The organism is Vibrio sp. B1ASS3, from assembly GCF_905175355.1.
GTDB classification, from domain to species: domain Bacteria; phylum Pseudomonadota; class Gammaproteobacteria; order Enterobacterales; family Vibrionaceae; genus Vibrio; species Vibrio owensii.
Window position 1 is genome coordinate 1,325,615 of the sequence record NZ_HG992743.1, and the last position, 19,353, is coordinate 1,344,967.

Below are 19,353 nucleotides of genomic sequence, written 5' to 3' on the forward strand. Positions count from 1 at the left end.
CTCATTGAGCCCCTTCGTTTTATTAACTAATAAATCTATTGATGGTGATTCTCTTGAAGCTTTTCCATTACTTGATCAAGAGAGAAGCTAGCTGCCTTCTGTCTTGGAGGGAATTCTTCAAACGTCGCCAAGAATTTACCCACATAGGCTTGCGCAGGAACCAGCATATAGGCATGGTCAAGAACCCAATCGTAGTATGTATTAGAAGTCACATCCGCCACTTCGTATGGGTCCATACGTAGGTTAAAGATTTTAGGTACTCGCAGTGGCGTAAACGGTTCTGCCCAAAGACGAAGTGTGCCTTGTGCACGTTGCTCTAAGAACACGATTTTCCAATTATGGTAACGAAGTGAACTCAAATCGCCGTCATCAGTGAAGTAGAAGATCTCTTCACGAGGGCCTTGTTCTGCTTTACCGGTTAAGTACGGCAAGAAGTTGTAACCATCAAGGTGGACTTTGAATTCTTTATCACCAGCAGTATGACCTTTCAACAGTTTTTGTTTGATTTGGTCATCACCTGCCGCAGCAAGTAGTGTTGGCATCCAGTCCATGTGGTGCATGATTTCGTTAGAAACAGTGCCTGGTTCAATCTTACCCGGCCAACGAACCATCGCAGGAACACGGTATGCCCCTTCCCAGTTGGTGTTCTTCTCTCCACGGTATGGCGTTGTACCTGCATCAGGCCACGAGTTCATATGTGGGCCATTGTCAGTCGAGTAGAATACGATGGTGTTGTCTGTAATGCCTAGATCATCCACTTTCTTCAACAGCTGACCTACGTGGTTATCATGTTCAACCATCCCGTCTGCATAAAAGCTGATGCCAGTGCGGCCAAGGTTGTCCTCTTTGACGTGAGTACGAAAGTGCATGCGCGTTGCATTCCACCAAACGAAAAACGGTTTCTCAGCCTTTACTGCACGATCCATAAAATCAAGCGCCGCGTCTAATGTTTCTTCGTCAACGGTTTCCATGCGCTTACGCGTTAATGGCCCCGTATCTTCAATCTTACCGTCAGCGAAAGACTTAATGACACCACGAGGGCCAAACTTCTTACGAAACTCCGGATCTTTCGGGTAATCCACATTCTCAGGTTCTTCCTCGGCATTCAGGTGGTAAAGGTTGCCAAAGAACTCATCAAACCCGTGATTCGTAGGAAGGTGCTCGTCCTTATCACCTAAGTGGTTTTTACCAAACTGACCTGTCATATATCCCATAGGCTTGAGCATTTCTGCAATCGTTGCGTCTTCAGCCTGTAGCCCTAAATCAGCCCCCGGAAGACCAACTTTACTCAAACCTGTTCTCAGAACCGATTGTCCAGTAATGAAGGTCGAGCGACCAGCAGTACAAGATTGTTCACCGTAGTAATCGGTAAACATCATGCCTTCGTTGGCAATGCGGTCGATGTTAGGCGTTTTGTATCCCATTAATCCAAATGTATAGGCACTGATATTCGATTGACCAATATCATCGCCCCAAATGACCAATATATTCGGTTTCTCTGCGGCAAAACTACTACTCGTCGCCCCAATAAACGCTGTGGTAAGAATGGCTAATCGGCGTTTCAAACCGTATTTCGTTCTCATATAAACCTCTGTTTAGTAATGTAATGTGCCTCCTGCACAACAAATTTATATTTCACGAATCAATGAGACCAATAGGCATAAAATAAATCTCACCCAAACTTAATGCCTAGCGAATTAGGCATTTCGTCCAGTGATATAAGCAAAATAACAAGACGCCATTTTCTACTCTAAAACCGTATGGCACTTGGTTTAACGTGGGGTTAACGATGATGACAAAAGCTGAATCCAAGGCAAAAAAAAGGTTCATCGCGGATAAGCGGGAACTGAAAACAAAAACGGCAGTAAGTGATAGAGTTTTATCGCCAAACAAAACCTACACAAACTACCGTTTTCATGTCGAATCATACTTTCCTATCTTCATTCTGGGAAGGCTTTCATATAGTAAAGTCTCATCAGACTCCATCATTAATAAAGCTCACTCTCAAACCTAACTCTATCGCTAGGTGTCCGTGCGGGCTTAAAGCTCAAGCCATACATGAGTATCAGTGGCGTAACGTGAAGGAAGCCACACTGCTAGGAGCTCCCGTTGAACTGTCCGTTCAAACCCGACGCATCAAGTGCAGCCACTGCGGCATTAAAACAGAACAACTATCTTGGTTAGAGCCTTATGCTCGTATCACTAACCGCCTACGAAGCTATATAGAACAGTTGTTACCTCTGCTACCTATTAAGCATATAGCCCAAGTGACAGGCGTTCATTGGCACACAATCAAAGAGATAGATAAGCGTCGGCTTCAACAAGTAGTACCGCAAGTTGAATGGGGTGAATTAAGGCAACTCGTCATGGACGAGTTCGCCATTTTTAAAGGACACCGCTATGCGACGGTCATTGCAGATGCGAAAAGTCATCAGGTTATCTGGATAGGACTAGGTCGTAGCCGCAAGGACATTCGCCCGTTCTTTGAACAGCTAGGTGAGCATGGCAAAAATATCGAAGCAGTAGCAATGGATATGAATACGGCTTTTGACCTTGAAGTCCAAGCGCATTGCCCAAATGCCCGTATCGTTTACGACTTGTTCCACGTTGTTGCTAAGTTCGGTCGTGAAGTGATGGATAGAGTCAGGGTGGACCAAGCCAATAAGCTAAAACAAGATAAAAAAGCAAGGCAATGGGTCAAGCGCTCGCGCTGGGTGTTATTGAAAAATAAGGATAATTTAAATACACAACAGGAAAGCTACCTCACTGAAATACTGAATATGAATCAGGACTTGATGACGACCTACTTACTGGGTGCGCAATTAAAAGAGCTATGGCGTTGCGAGTCTGAACTTCAGGCTAAAAACTTATGGCAGGTATGGTTGGGGCAAGTGAATGAGAGTGGAATTAAGCCGCTAAAAGAGTTTGCTCGAAAGCTCCGCCCATATCTTCATGGGATTACTGCTTCGGCAAGCTACCCGCTGAATACCTGTACGCTTGAAGGGATAAATAACAAGATAAAGTTAATCAAGCGGATGGGATATGGTTATCGAGATACTGATTACTTCTTCTTAAAGATAAAAGCGGCTTTCCCCGGAAAGCCGCGATGAACCAAAAAAAAGAGGCTCCGAAGAGCCCCGCATTTGGTTGCAATCAATTTATTTATTGTGACTTTCCTGCAACTTCTCCATCACCTGATCAAGTGAGAAACTTGCTGCTTTTTGTCGCGGTGGGAATTCTTCGAACGTTGCCAAGAATTTACCCACATAAGCTTGTGCTGGAACCAACATGTATGCGTGGTCAATCAACCAGTCGTAGTATGTATTCGACGTGATGTCCGCTACTTCGTATGGGTCCATGCGTAGGTTGAAGATCTTAGGCACACGTAATGGTGTAAACGGTTCAGCCCAGATACGTAGTGTTCCTTTTGCACGCTGCTCTAGGAATACAATCTTCCAGTTGCGGAAGCGAAGTGAACTCAAATCACCATCATCAGTGAAGTAGAAGATCTCTTCACGTGGGCCTTTCTCTTCTTTACCAGTTAGGTAAGGCAAGAAGTTGTACCCATCAAGATGGTTCTTAAATGTCTTATCACCTGCCGTGTAGCCTTTTAGCAGCTTCTCTTTGATTTGATCATCACCAGCAGCGGCTAGGAGCGTTGGCATCCAGTCCATGTGGTGCATAATTTCGTTGGAAACGCTGCCCGCTTCAATCTTACCAGGCCAACGAACCATTGCAGGAACACGGAACGCACCTTCCCAGTTGGTATTCTTCTCACCACGGAATGGCGTTGTACCCGCATCTGGCCAAGAGTTCATGTGCGGGCCGTTATCGGTTGAGTAGAATACGATGGTGTTGTCTTTGATGCCCAAGTCATCCACTTTTTTCAGCAGCTCGCCTACTTGGTTATCGTGTTCTACCATACCGTCGGCATAAAAACTGATGCCTGTTTTACCCAAGTTTTCTTCTTTCACGTGCGTACGGAAGTGCATACGTGTTGCGTTCCACCAGACAAAGAAAGGCTTGTCTGCTTTCACCGCTCGATCCATAAAATCAAGTGCCGCATCTAACGTTTCTCCATCCACCGTTTCCATACGCTTACGCGTTAGAGGACCGGTATCTTCGATTTTGCCGTCCGCAAAGGATTTAATCACACCGCGAGGACCGAATTTTTTACGGAATTCTGGATCTTTCGGGTAGTCCACATTCTCAGGTTCTTCCTCGGCGTTCAAATGGTAAAGGTTGCCAAAAAATTCGTCGAAGCCGTGATTGGTTGGAAGGTGTTCGTCTTTGTCGCCAAGGTGGTTTTTACCAAACTGACCTGTCATATAGCCCAGTGGTTTAAGCATTTCTGCAATCGTTGCATCTTCCGCCTGAAGACCTAAATCGGCACCAGGAAGGCCAACCTTACTTAAGCCAGTTCTCAATACCGTTTGTCCGGTAATGAAGGTAGAACGGCCTGCAGTACAAGATTGCTCGCCGTAATAGTCGGTGAACATCATGCCTTCTTTCGCAATGCTATCGATGTTCGGTGTTTTGTATCCCATTAAGCCAAATGTGTACGCACTGATATTAGATTGACCGATATCATCACCCCAAATGACCAGAATATTCGGTTTCTCTGCTGCGATACTGCTACTTGTCGCGCCGATAAAAGCAGCGGCAAGAATCGCTAATCGGCGTTTCACGCCATAATTCGCTGTCATATAAACCTCTGTATGTAATAGAAAAGTGCATCCTGCACACAAACGTATAGCTCACAAAATAGACTAATGCGAATCAAATAGCATAATTACACTTTAGTTAAAACTAAGGTCTTATATCCCTATTTAGAAAGCGGATTAACGTGACCTGAGTCTCGCTTCAGTTTTCCCCACAAATCCTAAGGTCGAAACAATCAACTGATAAAACAACAAGTTATTTCTCTACATAACTTATGGTTATAAACACTATAAAGCGACATTCTTCAATTGCATCATTAACTTAATAGCCAACGAAGCATGGGCGGTACCTAAGCTTCTTTTCCAACTTACAACCAATTTGGAGTTTTTATGGCTAACCAAATGAGCAAGCTGGCTGTCGGTCTCGGCGTACTGGCAACCTCAAGCGCAGCAGTGGCAGCAGACAAACCAAACATCCTAGCGATCTTTGGTGATGATGTTGGTTACTGGAACATCAGTGCATACAACCAAGGTATGATGGGTTACGAAACCCCGAATATCGACCGTATTGCAAACGAGGGTGCACTATTTACTGATCACTACGGTCAGCAATCTTGTACTGCAGGCCGTGCAGCATTTATCACAGGCCAAGAACCGTTCCGTACTGGCTTGCTTACAATCGGTATGCCAGGCTCTACTCACGGTATCCCTGATTGGGCACCGACCATTGCAGACCTGCTTAAAGGTCAAGGCTACATGACGGCTCAGTTTGGTAAGAACCACTTAGGTGACCAAGACCAACACTTGCCAACTAACCACGGTTTCGACGAGTTCTTCGGTAACCTTTATCACCTCAATGCTGAAGAAGAACCAGAAACTTACTACTACCCGAAAGATCCTGAGTTCCGTAAAAACTACGGCCCTCGTGGTGTAATCAAGTCTTTTGCTGACGGTAAGATTGAAGATACAGGCCCAATGACGCGTAAGCGTATGGAGCACGCGGATGAAGAATTCCTAGAAACGTCACTGGCGTTCATGGAAAAAGCCGTGAAAGCAGACAAGCCATTCTTCATCTGGCACAACACCACTCGTATGCACGTTTGGACTCGTCTACAAGAGAAATACCAAGGTAAATCAGGTGTAAGTATCTACGCTGACGGTATGCTTGAGCACGATGACCAAGTAGGTGTTCTACTGGACAAACTTGATGAGCTAGGTGTTGCTGATAACACCATCGTTATCTACTCAACCGATAACGGTGCGGAGACAGTAACATGGCCTGACGGTGGTGCAACACCATTCCACGGTGAGAAAGGTACCACTTGGGAAGGCGGTATGCGTGTACCTCAACTTGTTCGTTGGCCTGGCGTAATTGAACCAGGTACTAAGATAAACGAAATGATGGCGCACCAAGACTGGCTACCAACACTAATGGCTGCAGCTGGCGTTCCTGACGTGAAAGAGAAGCTAGCGAAAGGCTACAAAGCGAACGGTAAAGACTGGCGCGTACACATCGACGGTTACAACTTCATGCCTTACTTCCAAGGTAAGGAAGAGAAAGGCCCTCGTGAGTCACTACTTTACTTTACAGCGAACGGCGAGCTAAACGCAGTACGTTGGAATGACTGGAAACTGAACTTCGCGGTTCTTGAAGGTGATATCTCTAACGCGATTCGCTTCTCTCCAAACTGGCCACAAATCATCCACCTACGTGCTGACCCATTCGAGAAAGCACCACACGAATCAGGTATGTACCTGCGCTGGATGGCTGACAACATGTGGTTGTTCGTACCTATCCAAGACGTTCTTGGTGAATTCTTCAAGACGCTGCCAGATTACCCAATGCAGCAAGGTCAGATGATGAACCCAGCGTCGATTAGCTACCAATCTCTTGGCCTGCAAGGCAAGATGAAGCAGCTAGAGCAACTTCAGCAAGAAGTTAAAAAAATGAACTAGTTTCTTTTGCAACTACCGAAAAAGCCCACCAATTTAGGTGGGCTTTCTTTTTGTTTTTCGCGACTAATCCCGCTTCTTTTTGGTATTTGGCGACTTATTTTGCTTTAATTAACGCAAATTCAATTTACTCAAAATAACTCAATGAATTTACGTTTAATTTTCACACTGTGTATCGCCACTCTGTTTGCAGGTTGTGCGACCTATGCGGGCCTAAACTACGACAAACTGTTTGGCCCTGAAGAAGTGCGTGAGCGTACTGTTGCTCTTAAGACACCGCAAGCGGACTTCTTTCAACATGAAGTAAAACCTATCGTCGATAATCGATGTGTGGTTTGCCATGCCTGCTACGATGCCCCTTGTCAGTTAAAACTCTCTTCCGTAGAAGGCATCGACCGTGGTGCAAGCAAAGCTTTGGTTTACGAAGGCACACGCTTGACCGCAGCAGCCCCAACTCGCTTATTTGAAGACGCGCAAACTACGCAAGAATGGCGTGATGCTGGCTTCCATCCTGTGCTCAACGAGCGTGAGCAGAGCATGGCGGCTAATATGGATGCAGGTTTGATTGCTCGTATGTTGCAACAAAAGGAACGTCATCCACTCCCTGATCAAGTTCAATTAGAAGGCTTCGATTTTTCTATCGACCGTGAACAAACGTGTCCGACGATAGAAGAGTACGCAAAATACGAACAAGACAACCCGACATGGGGAATGCCTTTCGGAATGCCGAACCTAACGGCGATAGAATATCAAACGCTCATGCTTTGGCTGGAAAATGGCGGCATCATGAATGCGCATATCCCGCTTACCGAGCAACAAAAAGCTGAGGTTCAGAAATACGAGACGCTGCTGAACAAGAGTTCTCGCAAAAACCAACTCGCCGCTCGTTATATTTACGAACACCTTTTCTTATCGCACCTGTTCTTTTCTGAACTGGATGGTGAACAACCACGATTCTTCACTCTCGTGCGCTCTTCGACGCCACCGGGAGAGCCAGTAAAACGCATCACAACGCGTCGTCCTTATGATGATCCGGGTGTTGAGCGCGTGTACTACCGCATCATTCCTGAGCAAGGCACTATTGTCGACAAGACGCACATGCCGTTTGCGCTGAACAAACAACGTATCGAGAACTGGAAAAAATGGTTCATCGATGCCGATTACGAAGTGGCGAAATTACCAAGCTACGAGCCTGAAATCGCCGCTAACCCAATGACCGCATTCATCGATTTGCCTGTGAAGTCTCGCTTCAAATTCATGTTGGACAACGCTCAGAACACCATCATGGCTTACATCAAAGGCCCAGTATGTCGTGGTCAGCTGGCGTTAAACGTAATCAATGATCGCTTCTGGGTATTCTTCCTAGACCCAGACAAAGCGGACATTCCTGAAGTGAACGAGTTCTATCGCTCACAGGCAGCGAACCTAAAACTTCCCGGCGAACTTGAAAGCAATACTGTTCCCGTTACCAACTGGGTGAAATACTCGCGTCAGCAAGCACGCTACCTAGAAGCCAAATCTGATTTCATCAACAAATGGTTTAAGAACGGTGAGCACCTATCGACCGACGTAATTTGGGACGGCAACGGTACAAATCCAAATGCTGCTCTTACAGTCTTCCGTCACTTTGACAGCGCGTCTGTGGTGCAAGGCTTGGTAGGTGAACAACCGAAAACGGCTTGGGTTTTGGACTATGCTCTGCTTGAACGTATCCACTACCTACTTGTTGCCGGTTTCGATGTGTACGGTAACTTTGGCCACCAGCTGATTACCCGAATGTTCATGGACTTCTTACGCCTTGAAGGGGAAAGTAACTTTATTGCCCTACTTCCTGCTGATATGCGCCACCAAGAACATTCAAGTTGGTATCAGGACCAACCGCGTCAACTGAGTGACTTCTTACAACGCAACGTTGCACCATTTAGCCAACCGACCAGTGTGGTGTATCACACCGACGATCCTAAATCGGAGCTATTGGATATTCTGCGCAAGCAAGTATCACCAGTCTTGTTGCCACGATACGACATCATTGATACCGCGCTTACCGTGGAGAATGAGCAGCAATTGGCGAGCATCAACCAAGTTCGTGGTGAAGGGCTAAAAACGGTACCGCAAATCACAATGTTGATGGTACGCAGCAAATCTGGTGAAGATGAGCTTTTCACTCTTATTCATAACAACGCTCACATCAACATTTCTAGCTTGTTTGATGAGGAGAGCAATCGAGACTTCGCAAACGATGACATGACCATTGTTAGAGGCGTGGTTGGCAGCTATCCAGCGGCGTTTTTCTCAATCGAAGAAGATCAAGTAAAAGAATTTGTCGATCAATTTAGCACTCTTAAATCCGAGGATGATTACGTTAAGTTACTGGATAATTTTGCTATTCGCCGAAGCTCTGAAAAGTTCTGGCCATTTAGCGATCGTATCCACGATTGGTATCGTACAAAACAACCGATCGAATTTGGTTTACTTGACTATAATCGTTTTGAGAATCGATGATGATTTAAGGGGGTTCTCATGAGTATCCGAGACAACATCGCCGCTCTCGAGCAACAGATATACGTTGCCTGCTCAGAGGGGGATTACGACACGGTCAACATGCTTGAGCACCAACTCGAATACTTGCGTGGCAGAATGGAACATCCGTTCGAAGATGATCCTTATGCTCTAGACACTCGGTTCGAGTGGGAAGATGATCTGACCGAATAGAAAAAAACCTCCGGCGCAAACCGGAGGTTTTTGTATATAAGTGGCGCTGAAATCAAACGAGTGACGTTATTCAGCCATTAGCTCATCCAGCGCAATCACTGAATCACTCACCTGCCCTTTCAAGTCCGCTCTAAGCATTGTGTAAGCCTCTAATGACTCTGATGCAACCTCGATGCTCTGACACGTATTCATTAGAGCCGTCAAACCTAAACTGCCTGCGCTGCCTTTTAGTTTGTGAGCGAGATCTTTTACTGCGCGGCTTTCACCATTTTGTGCAGAACTTTCCATTTGGCTCAAAACATCAGCGCTGGTTTGTCGGAACAGGTCGATGATGTGAAGCATTTTCTCTTTGCCCAAAATCTTCATGTCTGACTGAATCACATTAGGGTTGATGATAACCATCGCTGGCTCCTCTGCTGTTAGGTCTGTTGTGACGGACACAGTGTCGTTGTCACTTGTTGTAATTATCTCATCCTGAGCAAGGCACTCCCCACTTTGGGGAAGCAGTAATTGTTTGCCATCCAACATATCTTGGATGAGTGCAGAAAGCGCTTCTTTTTCCATCGGCTTAGGCAGATATCCGTCAAAGCCCGCCGCCAAATAACTTTCCACTTCTTCAGCGAATACATGGGCAGAAACTGCCACCATTGGCGTTGGATTGAGTGCTTTATCCGAAGGCTTATTGCGCTCGATACGTTTGAGGCGGTGGATTAAATCAGCACCATTGCAATCTGGCAAGTTGATATCGACCAATGCAATGTCGAAATCATGCTTGTCAATGATCTGCTCCGCCTCTAATCCATTTTCTGCCAAAATAACTTCGTGTCCCATGCTCTCCAAGAAGCCTTCCGCTACCACACGGTTCACTGGGTTATCTTCCACAACAAGGACCTTCGCTCGAATTTTACAACGCGCACTAGCAAACGATACGGTTTCTACCGGTTCGCTTTCCTCTAAAGGAATAGAAAACCAGAAACGACTACCGTGCCCCTCGTCTGAGTCTACTTCCAAGCAGCCACCCATCGCTTGGATAATGCGTCGACTGATCGCTAAACCTAATCCGGTTCCGCCGGTTTGATTCATGCCGCCTTCAGCCTGAGTGAAGGCATCAAACAACGTCTTTTGATCTTTCTTGGCAATACCGATACCCGTATCAGAAACTTCAAATAGCACCTGAGTTTCATCTTCTGGATTCAAGCTAACGTAGATATCGATTTCCCCCTGCTCGGTAAACTTAATTGCGTTACCAACAAGATTGTTCAACACCTGATTGATACGAATGACATCACCTTTCCAGTAGCGGCCTACATCGCTTTCAATGTGGTAAGAGAACAGCAGTTTTTTCTCTTGTGCTTTGCCGTTCATCAATTGGAACGTATCTTCTACCATCTGGTGTAAATCAAAGCCTAAGCTACGTATTTCCAAATGTCCCGCTTCGATTTTCGAGTAATCCAACACATCGTTCAAAATCGCCAGTAGCGTTTTACCACTGCGGTTGATGATTTCAGCGTAACGTTTCTGAATCGGGTTCAAACCAGAATCAATCAATAAACGCGCGGTACCAAGAACACCATTCATTGGGGTACGAATTTCATGGCTCATGGTGGCCAAGAAGGCCGATTTCGCACGGCTTGCTTGTTCCGCTTGTTTGCGTGCTTTTGCATGGTTCAGCACTTCTTCGTTCAAGCGTCGGTTCGCTTGTTTCAACTGAGAAGTGCGCTGTTCGATCAATTCTTCTAAGTGCTCTTTGTGCTCTTCCAACTCACGTTTCGCTTGCGCTTCACCTTCTGCCACAACTTTTAATGCTTGTGCGGTGTTTCTCGCCGTGATGATCGCCTGGCCCATGTGTGCTAACTCATCTTTGCCCTTCACTTCCAGCTCTACGGCGAGGTTACCCTGCGCAACCGAAAGCAATGCAGATGAGTATTCACCTAGGCGTTTGATAACCGAAACGTAAACCACACGCCAAAGGATGAGTACAACAATAATCAAACCGATGATTGAAATTACCGTCAGTGACCACTGTGCGAACTTGAGCGTACTTGTCAGCTTTTCAACGGCAATTCTGGTTGTTTTATTAGAATCATCCACCAGCTTGTTTACTGTCCCGTTTAGCTCAGAAAAGAGTTCGAGGGTTTTCTGCATTAGTTGCTGAGATTGCTCGTTGTTCTCATACTGCTGAAGTAAAATAGTGAACACCACCTGACGCTTGCCAAGTTCGGTAAGCAATTGACCCATTTGCTCTGAACGCGTCGGATCTTCTACCGCAAGCACGCGGCGCTTCATGATTTTCAGGTTGTCTTCAAAGGCGGTTTGAATTTGTTGGATACGGTCAACGTTGGTGAGCGTGCGCGCTTCTTCAATTTGGTTAAGCATTTTGAACGCCAGCAAGTGCAGTTCATGAAGTCGTTCTGTCAGGTCTAGATCGACTTCAACAAGAGCATCCAAAGCTTGGAATGCCTGCGCTTTCTTATTAGCGTCAAGAAGATCATAAATGTGCGTTACGTTCGCGACAGCAATCGTGCTGGTGTTTTGAACTTGGGTACGAGTCAACTGCTCTAGCTCTTCACTCAGCAAGCGCATTTCTTCTACGCGCGTGTCGATCTCTTTCGTCAACCAAAGCTTGCGTTCTACTGTAACGCCTAGCTCTGCCAAGTTATCAATGACGTTCTGGACATTGTTTTCCAATGCTTCAAGTAGCTTGGAGTCAAACGACTCACTGCCAAGCTCTTTAATATGCGTAAGTAACGATTCAAGCTGTTCAAAAAGAACGCGCCCAGCTTCTTTACGTTCTTGCTCATTCTGAGCATTAGAGAGCATTTGTACCGACGAGATAATTCGTGTACTGAGCTCAGAAACTTGTCGAGCTTCTAGCATTGCCGGAATGGCACTGTCCACGACGTTCCTTTCTGTTTTTGCTACCAGAGAAAACCCTGATACACCGATTAATGCTGATATCATCACCAGCATTGCCATCGCAATGAAAGACAACAGCAGTTTTCGACCGATGCTTGCAGTAGCTAGCAACATATTTTCCTGACCTTAATGTTCGTGTTCGGCGACATATTACGTTATATTTTGCAGTGTTTACTTAATCTATGCCAACGAACTTCATTTCATGGTTATAAATCAGCGTTCATTTCGCACAATTTTCAAGCATTCTACACTCGCATTGTCACTTTTCGCTTCAGTGCCTACTTTTGCGGCTGAGAAAATCTGTGCCATATACCCTCATTTAAAGGATTCATACTGGTTGTCAGTAAACTATGGAATGGTTTCCGAAGCGGAAAAACTCGGTGTTGACCTTCGTGTTCTCGAAGCGGGCGGCTACCCGAACAAAACTCGTCAGGAACAACAACTCGCTTTGTGTACCCAATGGGGCGCAGATGCCATAATTCTTGGCACCGTTGATCCGCAAGCCTACGAACACAATCTACAAAGTTGGGTTGGTAAGACACCTGTTTTTGCCACCGTCAATCAACTTGATCTCGACGAAGAGCAATCAAAGTTACTCAAAGGCGTTGTCGGTGTTGACTGGTACTGGATGGGCTATGAAGCGGGTAAATACCTTGCAGAGAAGCACCCGAAAGGATCAGGCAAAACCAATATCGCTCTTTTATTGGGCCCTAGAACCCGTGGTGGAACAAAGCCTGTCACAACTGGTTTTTACGAAGCCATTAAAGACAGCGACATTCGTATCGTCGATTCGTATTGGGCAGATAACGACAAAGAGCTTCAACGTAACCTTGTGCAGCGTGTCATTGATATGGGCAACATTGATTACATTGTTGGCAGCGCAGTAGCGATTGAGGCTGCCATCAGCGAGTTGCGCAGTGCAGAAAAGACCGAGGAAATTGGTTTGGTTTCTGTGTACCTAAGTCATGGTGTTTATCGTGGCTTGTTGCGCCACAAAGTTTTATTCGCACCAACAGACAAAATGGTGGAACAAGGTCGCCTTTCTGTCATGCAGGCAGTGCACTACTTACGTCATCAACCGTATGAAAAACACGCTTCTCCAACCATTAAAGCGCTGACGCCAAAGACGCTTCATGACGACACAATTAAAGATTCGTTATCTCCGTCAGAATATAGGCCTACATTCAGCGTTAAGGCTGTTGATTGATTGGCAAAAAACGTGTTTTATTGGATGCAGCGAATTTAAAATCATAAAAACGGAAATAACTTGATGCAAAAAACAACTCGTACCATGCCAGCGCACAAACATGTGGCATTGGTTGCCCACGACAACTGCAAACCTGAATTGCTTCGTTGGGTAAAAGAGAACAAAGAGAAGCTGCAAAGCCACTTCTTGTACGCGACCGGCACAACAGGTCACATGCTGAGTAAAGAAACTGGCCTTGCTATCAAGAGCATGATCAGCGGCCCAATGGGGGGCGATCAACAACTTGGCGCTTTGATTTCTGAAGGCAACATTGACGTGCTTGTGTTCTTCTGGGATCCACTGAATGCGGTTCCTCATGACCCTGATGTAAAAGCCCTACTGCGTATTGCAAGCGTATGGAATATTCCTGTAGCAACGAACCGTGCGACTGCTAAATTCCTATTCAACTCTCCGCTGATCGATCAAGAAGTGGATATTGAAGTACCAGACTACGAAGCATACCTTGCTGAACGCACGTAATTCCTATTAACGACGCTTCCAAATACAACAAAGGCGATACTCAGTATCGCCTTTGTTTTACCCAAGAAATGGGAAGGTATTATCTTGAAGTAACAATCGGATAGTCGCCATTCACCAGTTCTTGTACAAAAGCAGAACCTGCACCTGTGTGGGTGATCCAAACCTTCTCTTTCGCACGAGTTAACGCAACATAGAACAAACGTCGTTCTTCTGCATAAGGGAATTTATCTTTCGACTCACTCAATGCCCCATCGATATGTGCTTGCTTCTTCTTCGCTGGGAATTGACCTTCATCCACCGACAGAATAATCACAAAGTCAGCTTCTCTGCCCTTACTCGCATGACACGTCATAAAGCGAATCTCAAGGTTCGGGAAACGCTTCAACCAATCGTCATATAGATCGGGTTTGTGATAATGGTTTCGCCCTAACAGAAGCACCGACTTAGTTTTCTTCGCTTGTTGGTTCAGTTGGTCAAGGATCTTCTCAACTTGGTTGCTTGGTGCAGTATGAACACTCTTCTGTTTACGCTGCTTGTGGCTGTTAAGCGTCTTCGGCAATTGAGATGGGTTCTCTTGAACAAAGGTATTCGCTACATCACCAATTTGGTTATTGAAGCGATAGGTCGTGTCTAGGTGATGCACAGTTGAATGTGTAAAACGCTCTTGGAAACCAGTAGTCAAATCCACATCTGCACCTGCGAACTGATAAATCGCCTGCCAGTCATCACCCACTGCAAACAAAGTCGCTCCAGTTTGCTTCTCGGTTGATGCACATAACGCTTCAATCAACGCTAAGCGGTCTGGTGAGATGTCTTGGTATTCGTCCACCATTATAAAGCGCCAAGGTGAAATGAATTTACCTTTCGTCACGTAATCTGTCGCGCGGCTGATCATGGTTGGAAAATCAACCTGATTGGTTTCTTTAAGCATCTTTTGCCACGCACTAAAACATGGCCAACAGAGTGCTAGCTCACTGTTCAAACGCGTGTAATCTTGATGATTCACAAGCTTTTCTTGAACTTGTTTCTTAGTTAAACCAACGGCAGCCAACTGCGAAAGTTGGTTATCGAGCCAAGCAATCAGTTTCGGGTTTTCTGAGTGGCTACCAAGCTCATCATCGCCTTTCAAGTAGGCAATTGGCCATTTATCTAAATGCTTTTGCCAACGCTTAAAGTTGGTTGGCGTCATCCAATGCTTCTTAAGCCAATCAATGCACCATGCAGAACGTTGGTTGTCGTCCAAAGCAAGCGGGCTAATTTCAACCGGTTGAGTCTCAACTTGATTAAGGATACGTAAGCCAAGTTGGTGGAAAGTATTCACTCGCACGTTTTCAGCCGCGAGCCCCACTTTATCGACCAATCGCTCTTTCATCTCTTTCGCGGCATCACGACCAAATGCCAACATCAATAACTCTTCTGCCTGCGCTTGGTGGCTCTGAAGTAAATACGCCACGCGAGCGGTCAGCACGCTGGTTTTACCGGAGCCCGCCCCTGCAAGCACAAGGTTATGATCATCATTGAGCAACACAGCATGCTGCTGGGAAAGGTTGAGCGGTGAAGACTCAATACGGCTAAACAGAACTTCCCAGTTCGGACGTTCATTCTCCAGCCACTCATGGTTGCGTTCACTCAAGGTCTGAGAGGTCTCAGACAGCCATGGTTCAATCTCTGCCATACGCTTAGGCATACGCATTTTTGCTTCGATCAAGCTGGTTTTGATTTCAACAAGTTCGCCGTTAAGTTGGTCGACCCAATTTTGCACTCGCGAGTGCGAGAGATAAGCAGGAAGATGCTTGAGTTGATACAATTCGTCTTCCCACTTAGGGAGGTATTCAGCAAGTTTTCGACACTGAGTATTGTGCCAGTCTTGATATTGACGAACCGCTTCGACCGCAAATTTACGACATTGTGGCCAAGGCAAACCTTGCACTAACCAGCTTTGCTGCTTGCCATCTTGTTCATGAGCGAAAAACTGCAGAGAGCTCCAGAGCAAACCGCGTTTAACGCCAACTTTGCCATTCCAAATCGTAAATGGGATGTGCTCTTCACTGCCGACTGAACTTAATAAAACACTGTTTTCTTTTATTTCGACTTGGTAATACTCATTTTGAATAAAAAACTGTGCTTTATTGGTGGCAGTAAGCTGCATGAAAGGTGCGCCTTTTGATAGAGAAGTTCTCGTTTTATATCATTTTAGTCAGTTAAATTGTAGCGATGGATGAAGCACAAATCGCCTTCTGTCGGTATTCTTAATTAAAATTCACATTACTGTTGAATTTGTGAACAGCGGTTCGTTCATGATTCTCTCTCAACAAGTTAAGTCAATGACAATTCTGTTGATTTCCTGAGCAAGTGACGTTTTTTATTAAATTAGGTCATAAACACGCTATAGTGAGTTTGTTAAAATTCTCCTGTTTTCCACCGGCAACGAAAGGCGCATCGTGCAAGCTGCTTTAAAACTTCGCCTCTATTGGGCAAACAAAACCATTAACTACAGCATTCTGATTCTTATCACTCTTTTGGGCGTGGTGATTCCTGCTTGGTATTTTAAGCAACATACCTTGATTACTCCTCTTATCTTAGGCGTGATTGCTGCCGCTTTGGCTGAGAGCGACGACAGTTTCACGGGCAGGATAAAAGCGCTCATTCTTACCTTTATCTGTTTCGCCGTCGCTGCTTTCTCAATTGAGATCTTATTTGATACGCCGTGGGCTTTTGCCATCGGCCTGTTTGTCTCGACGTTCGGCTTTATTATGCTTGGCGCTATTGGGCCTAAATACGCTAGCATCGCGTTCGGCTCTTTATTGATTGCCATCTACACCATGCTTGGGGCTCATGAAAGCACCAATATTTGGTTCCAACCATTGCTGCTATTGACTGGTGCTGCGTGGTACTACTTTATGTCGATGATTTGGCAGATGTTCTGGCCACTTCAACCTGTTCAACAAAGCTTGGCAACGGTGTTCTTACAAATTGCCAACTACCTTGATGCCAAAGCGAAACTGTTCCACCCGGTCACAAACCTAACTCCACAGCCTATGCGCATCGAGGCAGCGAAGCTAAATGCTGCGACCGTTAATGCACTGAATGCTTGTAAAGCAACGCTATTAAGCCGTTCTAAGCGCGGTCATATCGATGGTCCAAGCGACCGATTCCTTAATATTTACTTTATTGCACAAGACATTCACGAGCGCGTGAGTTCAAGCCACTATCGATACCAAGATTTGGCTACTGAGTTTGAGCGCTCAGACGTTTTGTTCCGCTTTAAGTACTTACTGGAGTCTCAAGCGCAAGCTTGTCGCGATATTGCTCATGCGATTCGACTAGGTAACGAATACACCCATACTGATCAATCGATTCTTGCATTGGCAGAGCTACAAAACTCCTTGGGCTACTTGGAAGAACAAGAACAAAGCCATTGGAAGCGTTTATTGGCTCAGCTTACTTACCTGTTCAATAACCTAGCGACGGTAGAAAAACAGCTCAGCAACATTAATAACCCAGACGCGGAGCGGCTCGAAGAAGATGTGCTGGATGATACGAACCCACATACGCTGAAAGCCATGTGGCAACGCATCTCAGCGAATTTACATAAAGACTCGATGCTGTTCCGCCACGCACTGCGCATGTCGATTGCCCTAACTGCCGGTTACGGAATTATCCAAGCGTTCGACATTGACCGAGGTTACTGGATTCTGCTTACCACGCTATTTGTTTGCCAACCTAACTACAGCGCAACACGACAAAAGCTTACCGCCCGCGTTATCGGGACACTCGCAGGTTTGTTGATTGGTGTGCCCCTGCTGACCTTCTTCCCTTCTCAAGAAAGCCAGTTGGTCTTTATTGTCATCTCTGGGGTGATGTTCTTTGCGTTTCGCATCAACAACTATGGTTATGCGACCGGCTTTATTACCCTACTCGTGTTGTTCCTGTTTAACCAATTAGGCGAAGGCTACGCCGTGGTACTGCCTCGACTTGCTGATACCTTGATTGGCTGTGTGTTGGCGGTTGGCGCTGTTTTAGTCATTCTGCCGGACTGGCAATCGAAGCGCCTGCATAAAGTGATGTCCGACGCGATAGATGCCAATAAGCAATACCTTGGTCAGATCATCGGCCAGTATCGGATTGGTAAGAAAGATAACTTAAGCTACCGAATCGCTCGTCGTCAGGCACACAACACTGATGCCAACCTCTCTTCCGCGATCAGCACCATGTTGGCGGAACCGGGGAAATATCGAACGGCAGTGGATGAAAGTTTCCGTTTCTTGACGTTGAATCATGCAATGTTGAGTTATATCTCAGCATTAGGTGCGCATCGGACTCGGATTGACGATGAATCCATCCACCAGCTTGTTCTTGATGCTCATCGGTGTATTCAACAACATTTGGACGTGTTACATCAACAATTGCATCACAACAGCGAAGAGTGTGATTTGTCGTCGATCGACGATACCAATTTGGAACAACGCCTGAATGAATGGCGTGATGAAGATGATCATTCTGCTCGAATGGTGCTTCAGCAATTGCACCTCATCTACCGCATGCTGCCTGAGCTACACTCTCTTGCTTCTAAGTTTGCCGTTCGTGTGAACTAAACAAGCCTCTTGAACCAATGAGGCATATTAAAGGGGTAGACTATGATTCTACCCCTTTATGATTACCGCCTTTATTCATAGGAAAAGTCTTACAAGTTACTTGAGGCTTACTGACATTACTCGGACAAAAAAACACCATTCAAAAACTAACCTAAGAATATTAGAACATTCTTTAATTGTGACCATGGAGGTCGCTGAGGTGGGTGGATGAAGGAGAAGCCCGAGAAATGTGAGGAGATCGAAATGACTACTCAACAGTTTAATGAACTGAGACAAAAGATTAATGAGCTGACAGCGAGCCAATTAAAGTCGCTTCAGGGTGACATTAGCCAATCGCTTAACAAAAAGGAAAGCCCGCTTCTTTCTAACGAAGAACGCGATATGCTTTCAAAACTGTTTGCATAATCAAACCGTTCGAATAAAGAACTTGCACGAAATTGCAACACTTCCTATGCTAACAAAAGCATAACAAGTGAGAGAGTTAACATGCCAGTATCAGGAATTCAGTCCGGATATAATATGATTCAGCTGTCGCAGAAGATGGCTGAAGGTGCTGCGCATGAAATTCAACAAGACTTTGTGAAAGAAAACGATTTAGCGTTTAACAAAGTTGACCTCGTCAAAGACAACGAGCTCAATTTCAATAAAGTTTCCTCTGAATTGCCTTCAAATCCAATCGAAACGCTCGTTAACTTAACTCAAGCTGCAAGCTATAACCGAATCGGTGCATCAGTTGTTGATAAGAACAATGAAGTGATCGGCAGCCTACTCGACATTCACGTTTAAACAA

At 45.6% G+C, this 19,353-nt stretch carries 13 protein-coding genes; 9 read left to right on the top strand and 4 right to left on the bottom strand.

Translation table 11 applies throughout. The features are described from left to right. Positions 1–35: 35 nt before the first annotated feature. Positions 36–1,583: an arylsulfatase gene (locus tag KJB05_RS24320; RefSeq protein ID WP_208446109.1), complete on the bottom strand. Its 1,548-nt coding sequence runs from the start codon at positions 1,581–1,583 to the stop codon at positions 36–38. Between the two features lie 333 nt (positions 1,584–1,916). Here KJB05_RS24320 and KJB05_RS24325 point away from each other — a divergent pair, with 333 nt between their 5' ends. After that, positions 1,917–3,110 (top strand): ISL3 family transposase, encoded by a 1,194-nt coding sequence (locus KJB05_RS24325; protein WP_213053102.1) that lies wholly within the window; start codon positions 1,917–1,919, stop codon positions 3,108–3,110. Between the two features lie 48 nt (positions 3,111–3,158). Here the strand turns inward: KJB05_RS24325 and KJB05_RS24330 are convergent, their stop codons facing one another. Further along, positions 3,159–4,706: an arylsulfatase gene (locus KJB05_RS24330; RefSeq protein ID WP_020196647.1), complete on the bottom strand. Its 1,548-nt coding sequence runs from the start codon at positions 4,704–4,706 to the stop codon at positions 3,159–3,161. A 345-nt stretch (positions 4,707–5,051) separates the two neighbouring features. Here KJB05_RS24330 and KJB05_RS24335 point away from each other — a divergent pair, with 345 nt between their 5' ends. From KJB05_RS24335 to KJB05_RS24345, 3 genes are all read left to right on the top strand, one after another. Further along, positions 5,052–6,617, top strand: coding sequence for an arylsulfatase (locus tag KJB05_RS24335; RefSeq protein WP_005437756.1), 1,566 nt, complete (start codon positions 5,052–5,054; stop codon positions 6,615–6,617). A 141-nt stretch (positions 6,618–6,758) separates the two neighbouring features. After that, the gene (locus KJB05_RS24340; protein WP_208445163.1) at positions 6,759–9,116 is read left to right on the top strand and encodes a fatty acid cis/trans isomerase; all 2,358 of its coding nucleotides are present in this window, start codon (positions 6,759–6,761) and stop codon (positions 9,114–9,116) included. Between the two features lie 18 nt (positions 9,117–9,134). Continuing rightward, positions 9,135–9,326: a hypothetical protein gene (locus KJB05_RS24345; protein WP_005447215.1), complete on the top strand. Its 192-nt coding sequence runs from the start codon at positions 9,135–9,137 to the stop codon at positions 9,324–9,326. Between the two features lie 66 nt (positions 9,327–9,392). On the opposite strand, the gene torS is transcribed toward KJB05_RS24345, so the two are convergent. Continuing rightward, the gene (torS, locus tag KJB05_RS24350; protein ID WP_208445162.1) at positions 9,393–12,356 is read right to left on the bottom strand and encodes a TMAO reductase system sensor histidine kinase/response regulator TorS; all 2,964 of its coding nucleotides are present in this window, start codon (positions 12,354–12,356) and stop codon (positions 9,393–9,395) included. A gap of 43 nt (positions 12,357–12,399) precedes the next feature. Here torS and torT point away from each other — a divergent pair, with 43 nt between their 5' ends. Both torT and KJB05_RS24360 read left to right on the top strand, forming a co-directional pair. Beyond that, the gene (gene torT / locus KJB05_RS24355; protein WP_279612145.1) at positions 12,400–13,449 is read left to right on the top strand and encodes a TMAO reductase system periplasmic protein TorT; all 1,050 of its coding nucleotides are present in this window, start codon (positions 12,400–12,402) and stop codon (positions 13,447–13,449) included. Between the two features lie 63 nt (positions 13,450–13,512). Beyond that, entirely contained in the window at positions 13,513–13,968 is a 456-nt protein-coding gene (locus KJB05_RS24360) for a methylglyoxal synthase (protein ID WP_005437764.1), read from the top strand. A gap of 79 nt (positions 13,969–14,047) precedes the next feature. Here KJB05_RS24360 and helD read toward each other — a convergent pair whose 3' ends face one another. Further along, a complete protein-coding gene (gene helD, locus KJB05_RS24365; RefSeq protein WP_208445160.1) occupies positions 14,048–16,117 on the bottom strand; it encodes a DNA helicase IV in 2,070 nt (689 codons plus the stop codon). Positions 16,118–16,409: 292 nt separating this feature from the next. Here helD and yccS point away from each other — a divergent pair, with 292 nt between their 5' ends. From yccS to KJB05_RS24380, 3 genes are all read left to right on the top strand, one after another. After that, positions 16,410–18,563 (top strand): YccS family putative transporter, encoded by a 2,154-nt coding sequence (gene yccS / locus KJB05_RS24370; protein ID WP_208445159.1) that lies wholly within the window; start codon positions 16,410–16,412, stop codon positions 18,561–18,563. A gap of 243 nt (positions 18,564–18,806) precedes the next feature. Continuing rightward, on the top strand, positions 18,807–18,968 hold the full coding sequence (locus KJB05_RS24375) for a hypothetical protein (protein WP_162998341.1): 162 nt from the start codon (positions 18,807–18,809) through the stop codon (positions 18,966–18,968). A 114-nt stretch (positions 18,969–19,082) separates the two neighbouring features. Beyond that, complete coding sequence (locus tag KJB05_RS24380; RefSeq protein WP_208445158.1) at positions 19,083–19,349, top strand: hypothetical protein; 267 nt, start codon at positions 19,083–19,085, stop codon at positions 19,347–19,349. Positions 19,350–19,353: the final 4 nt, after the last annotated feature.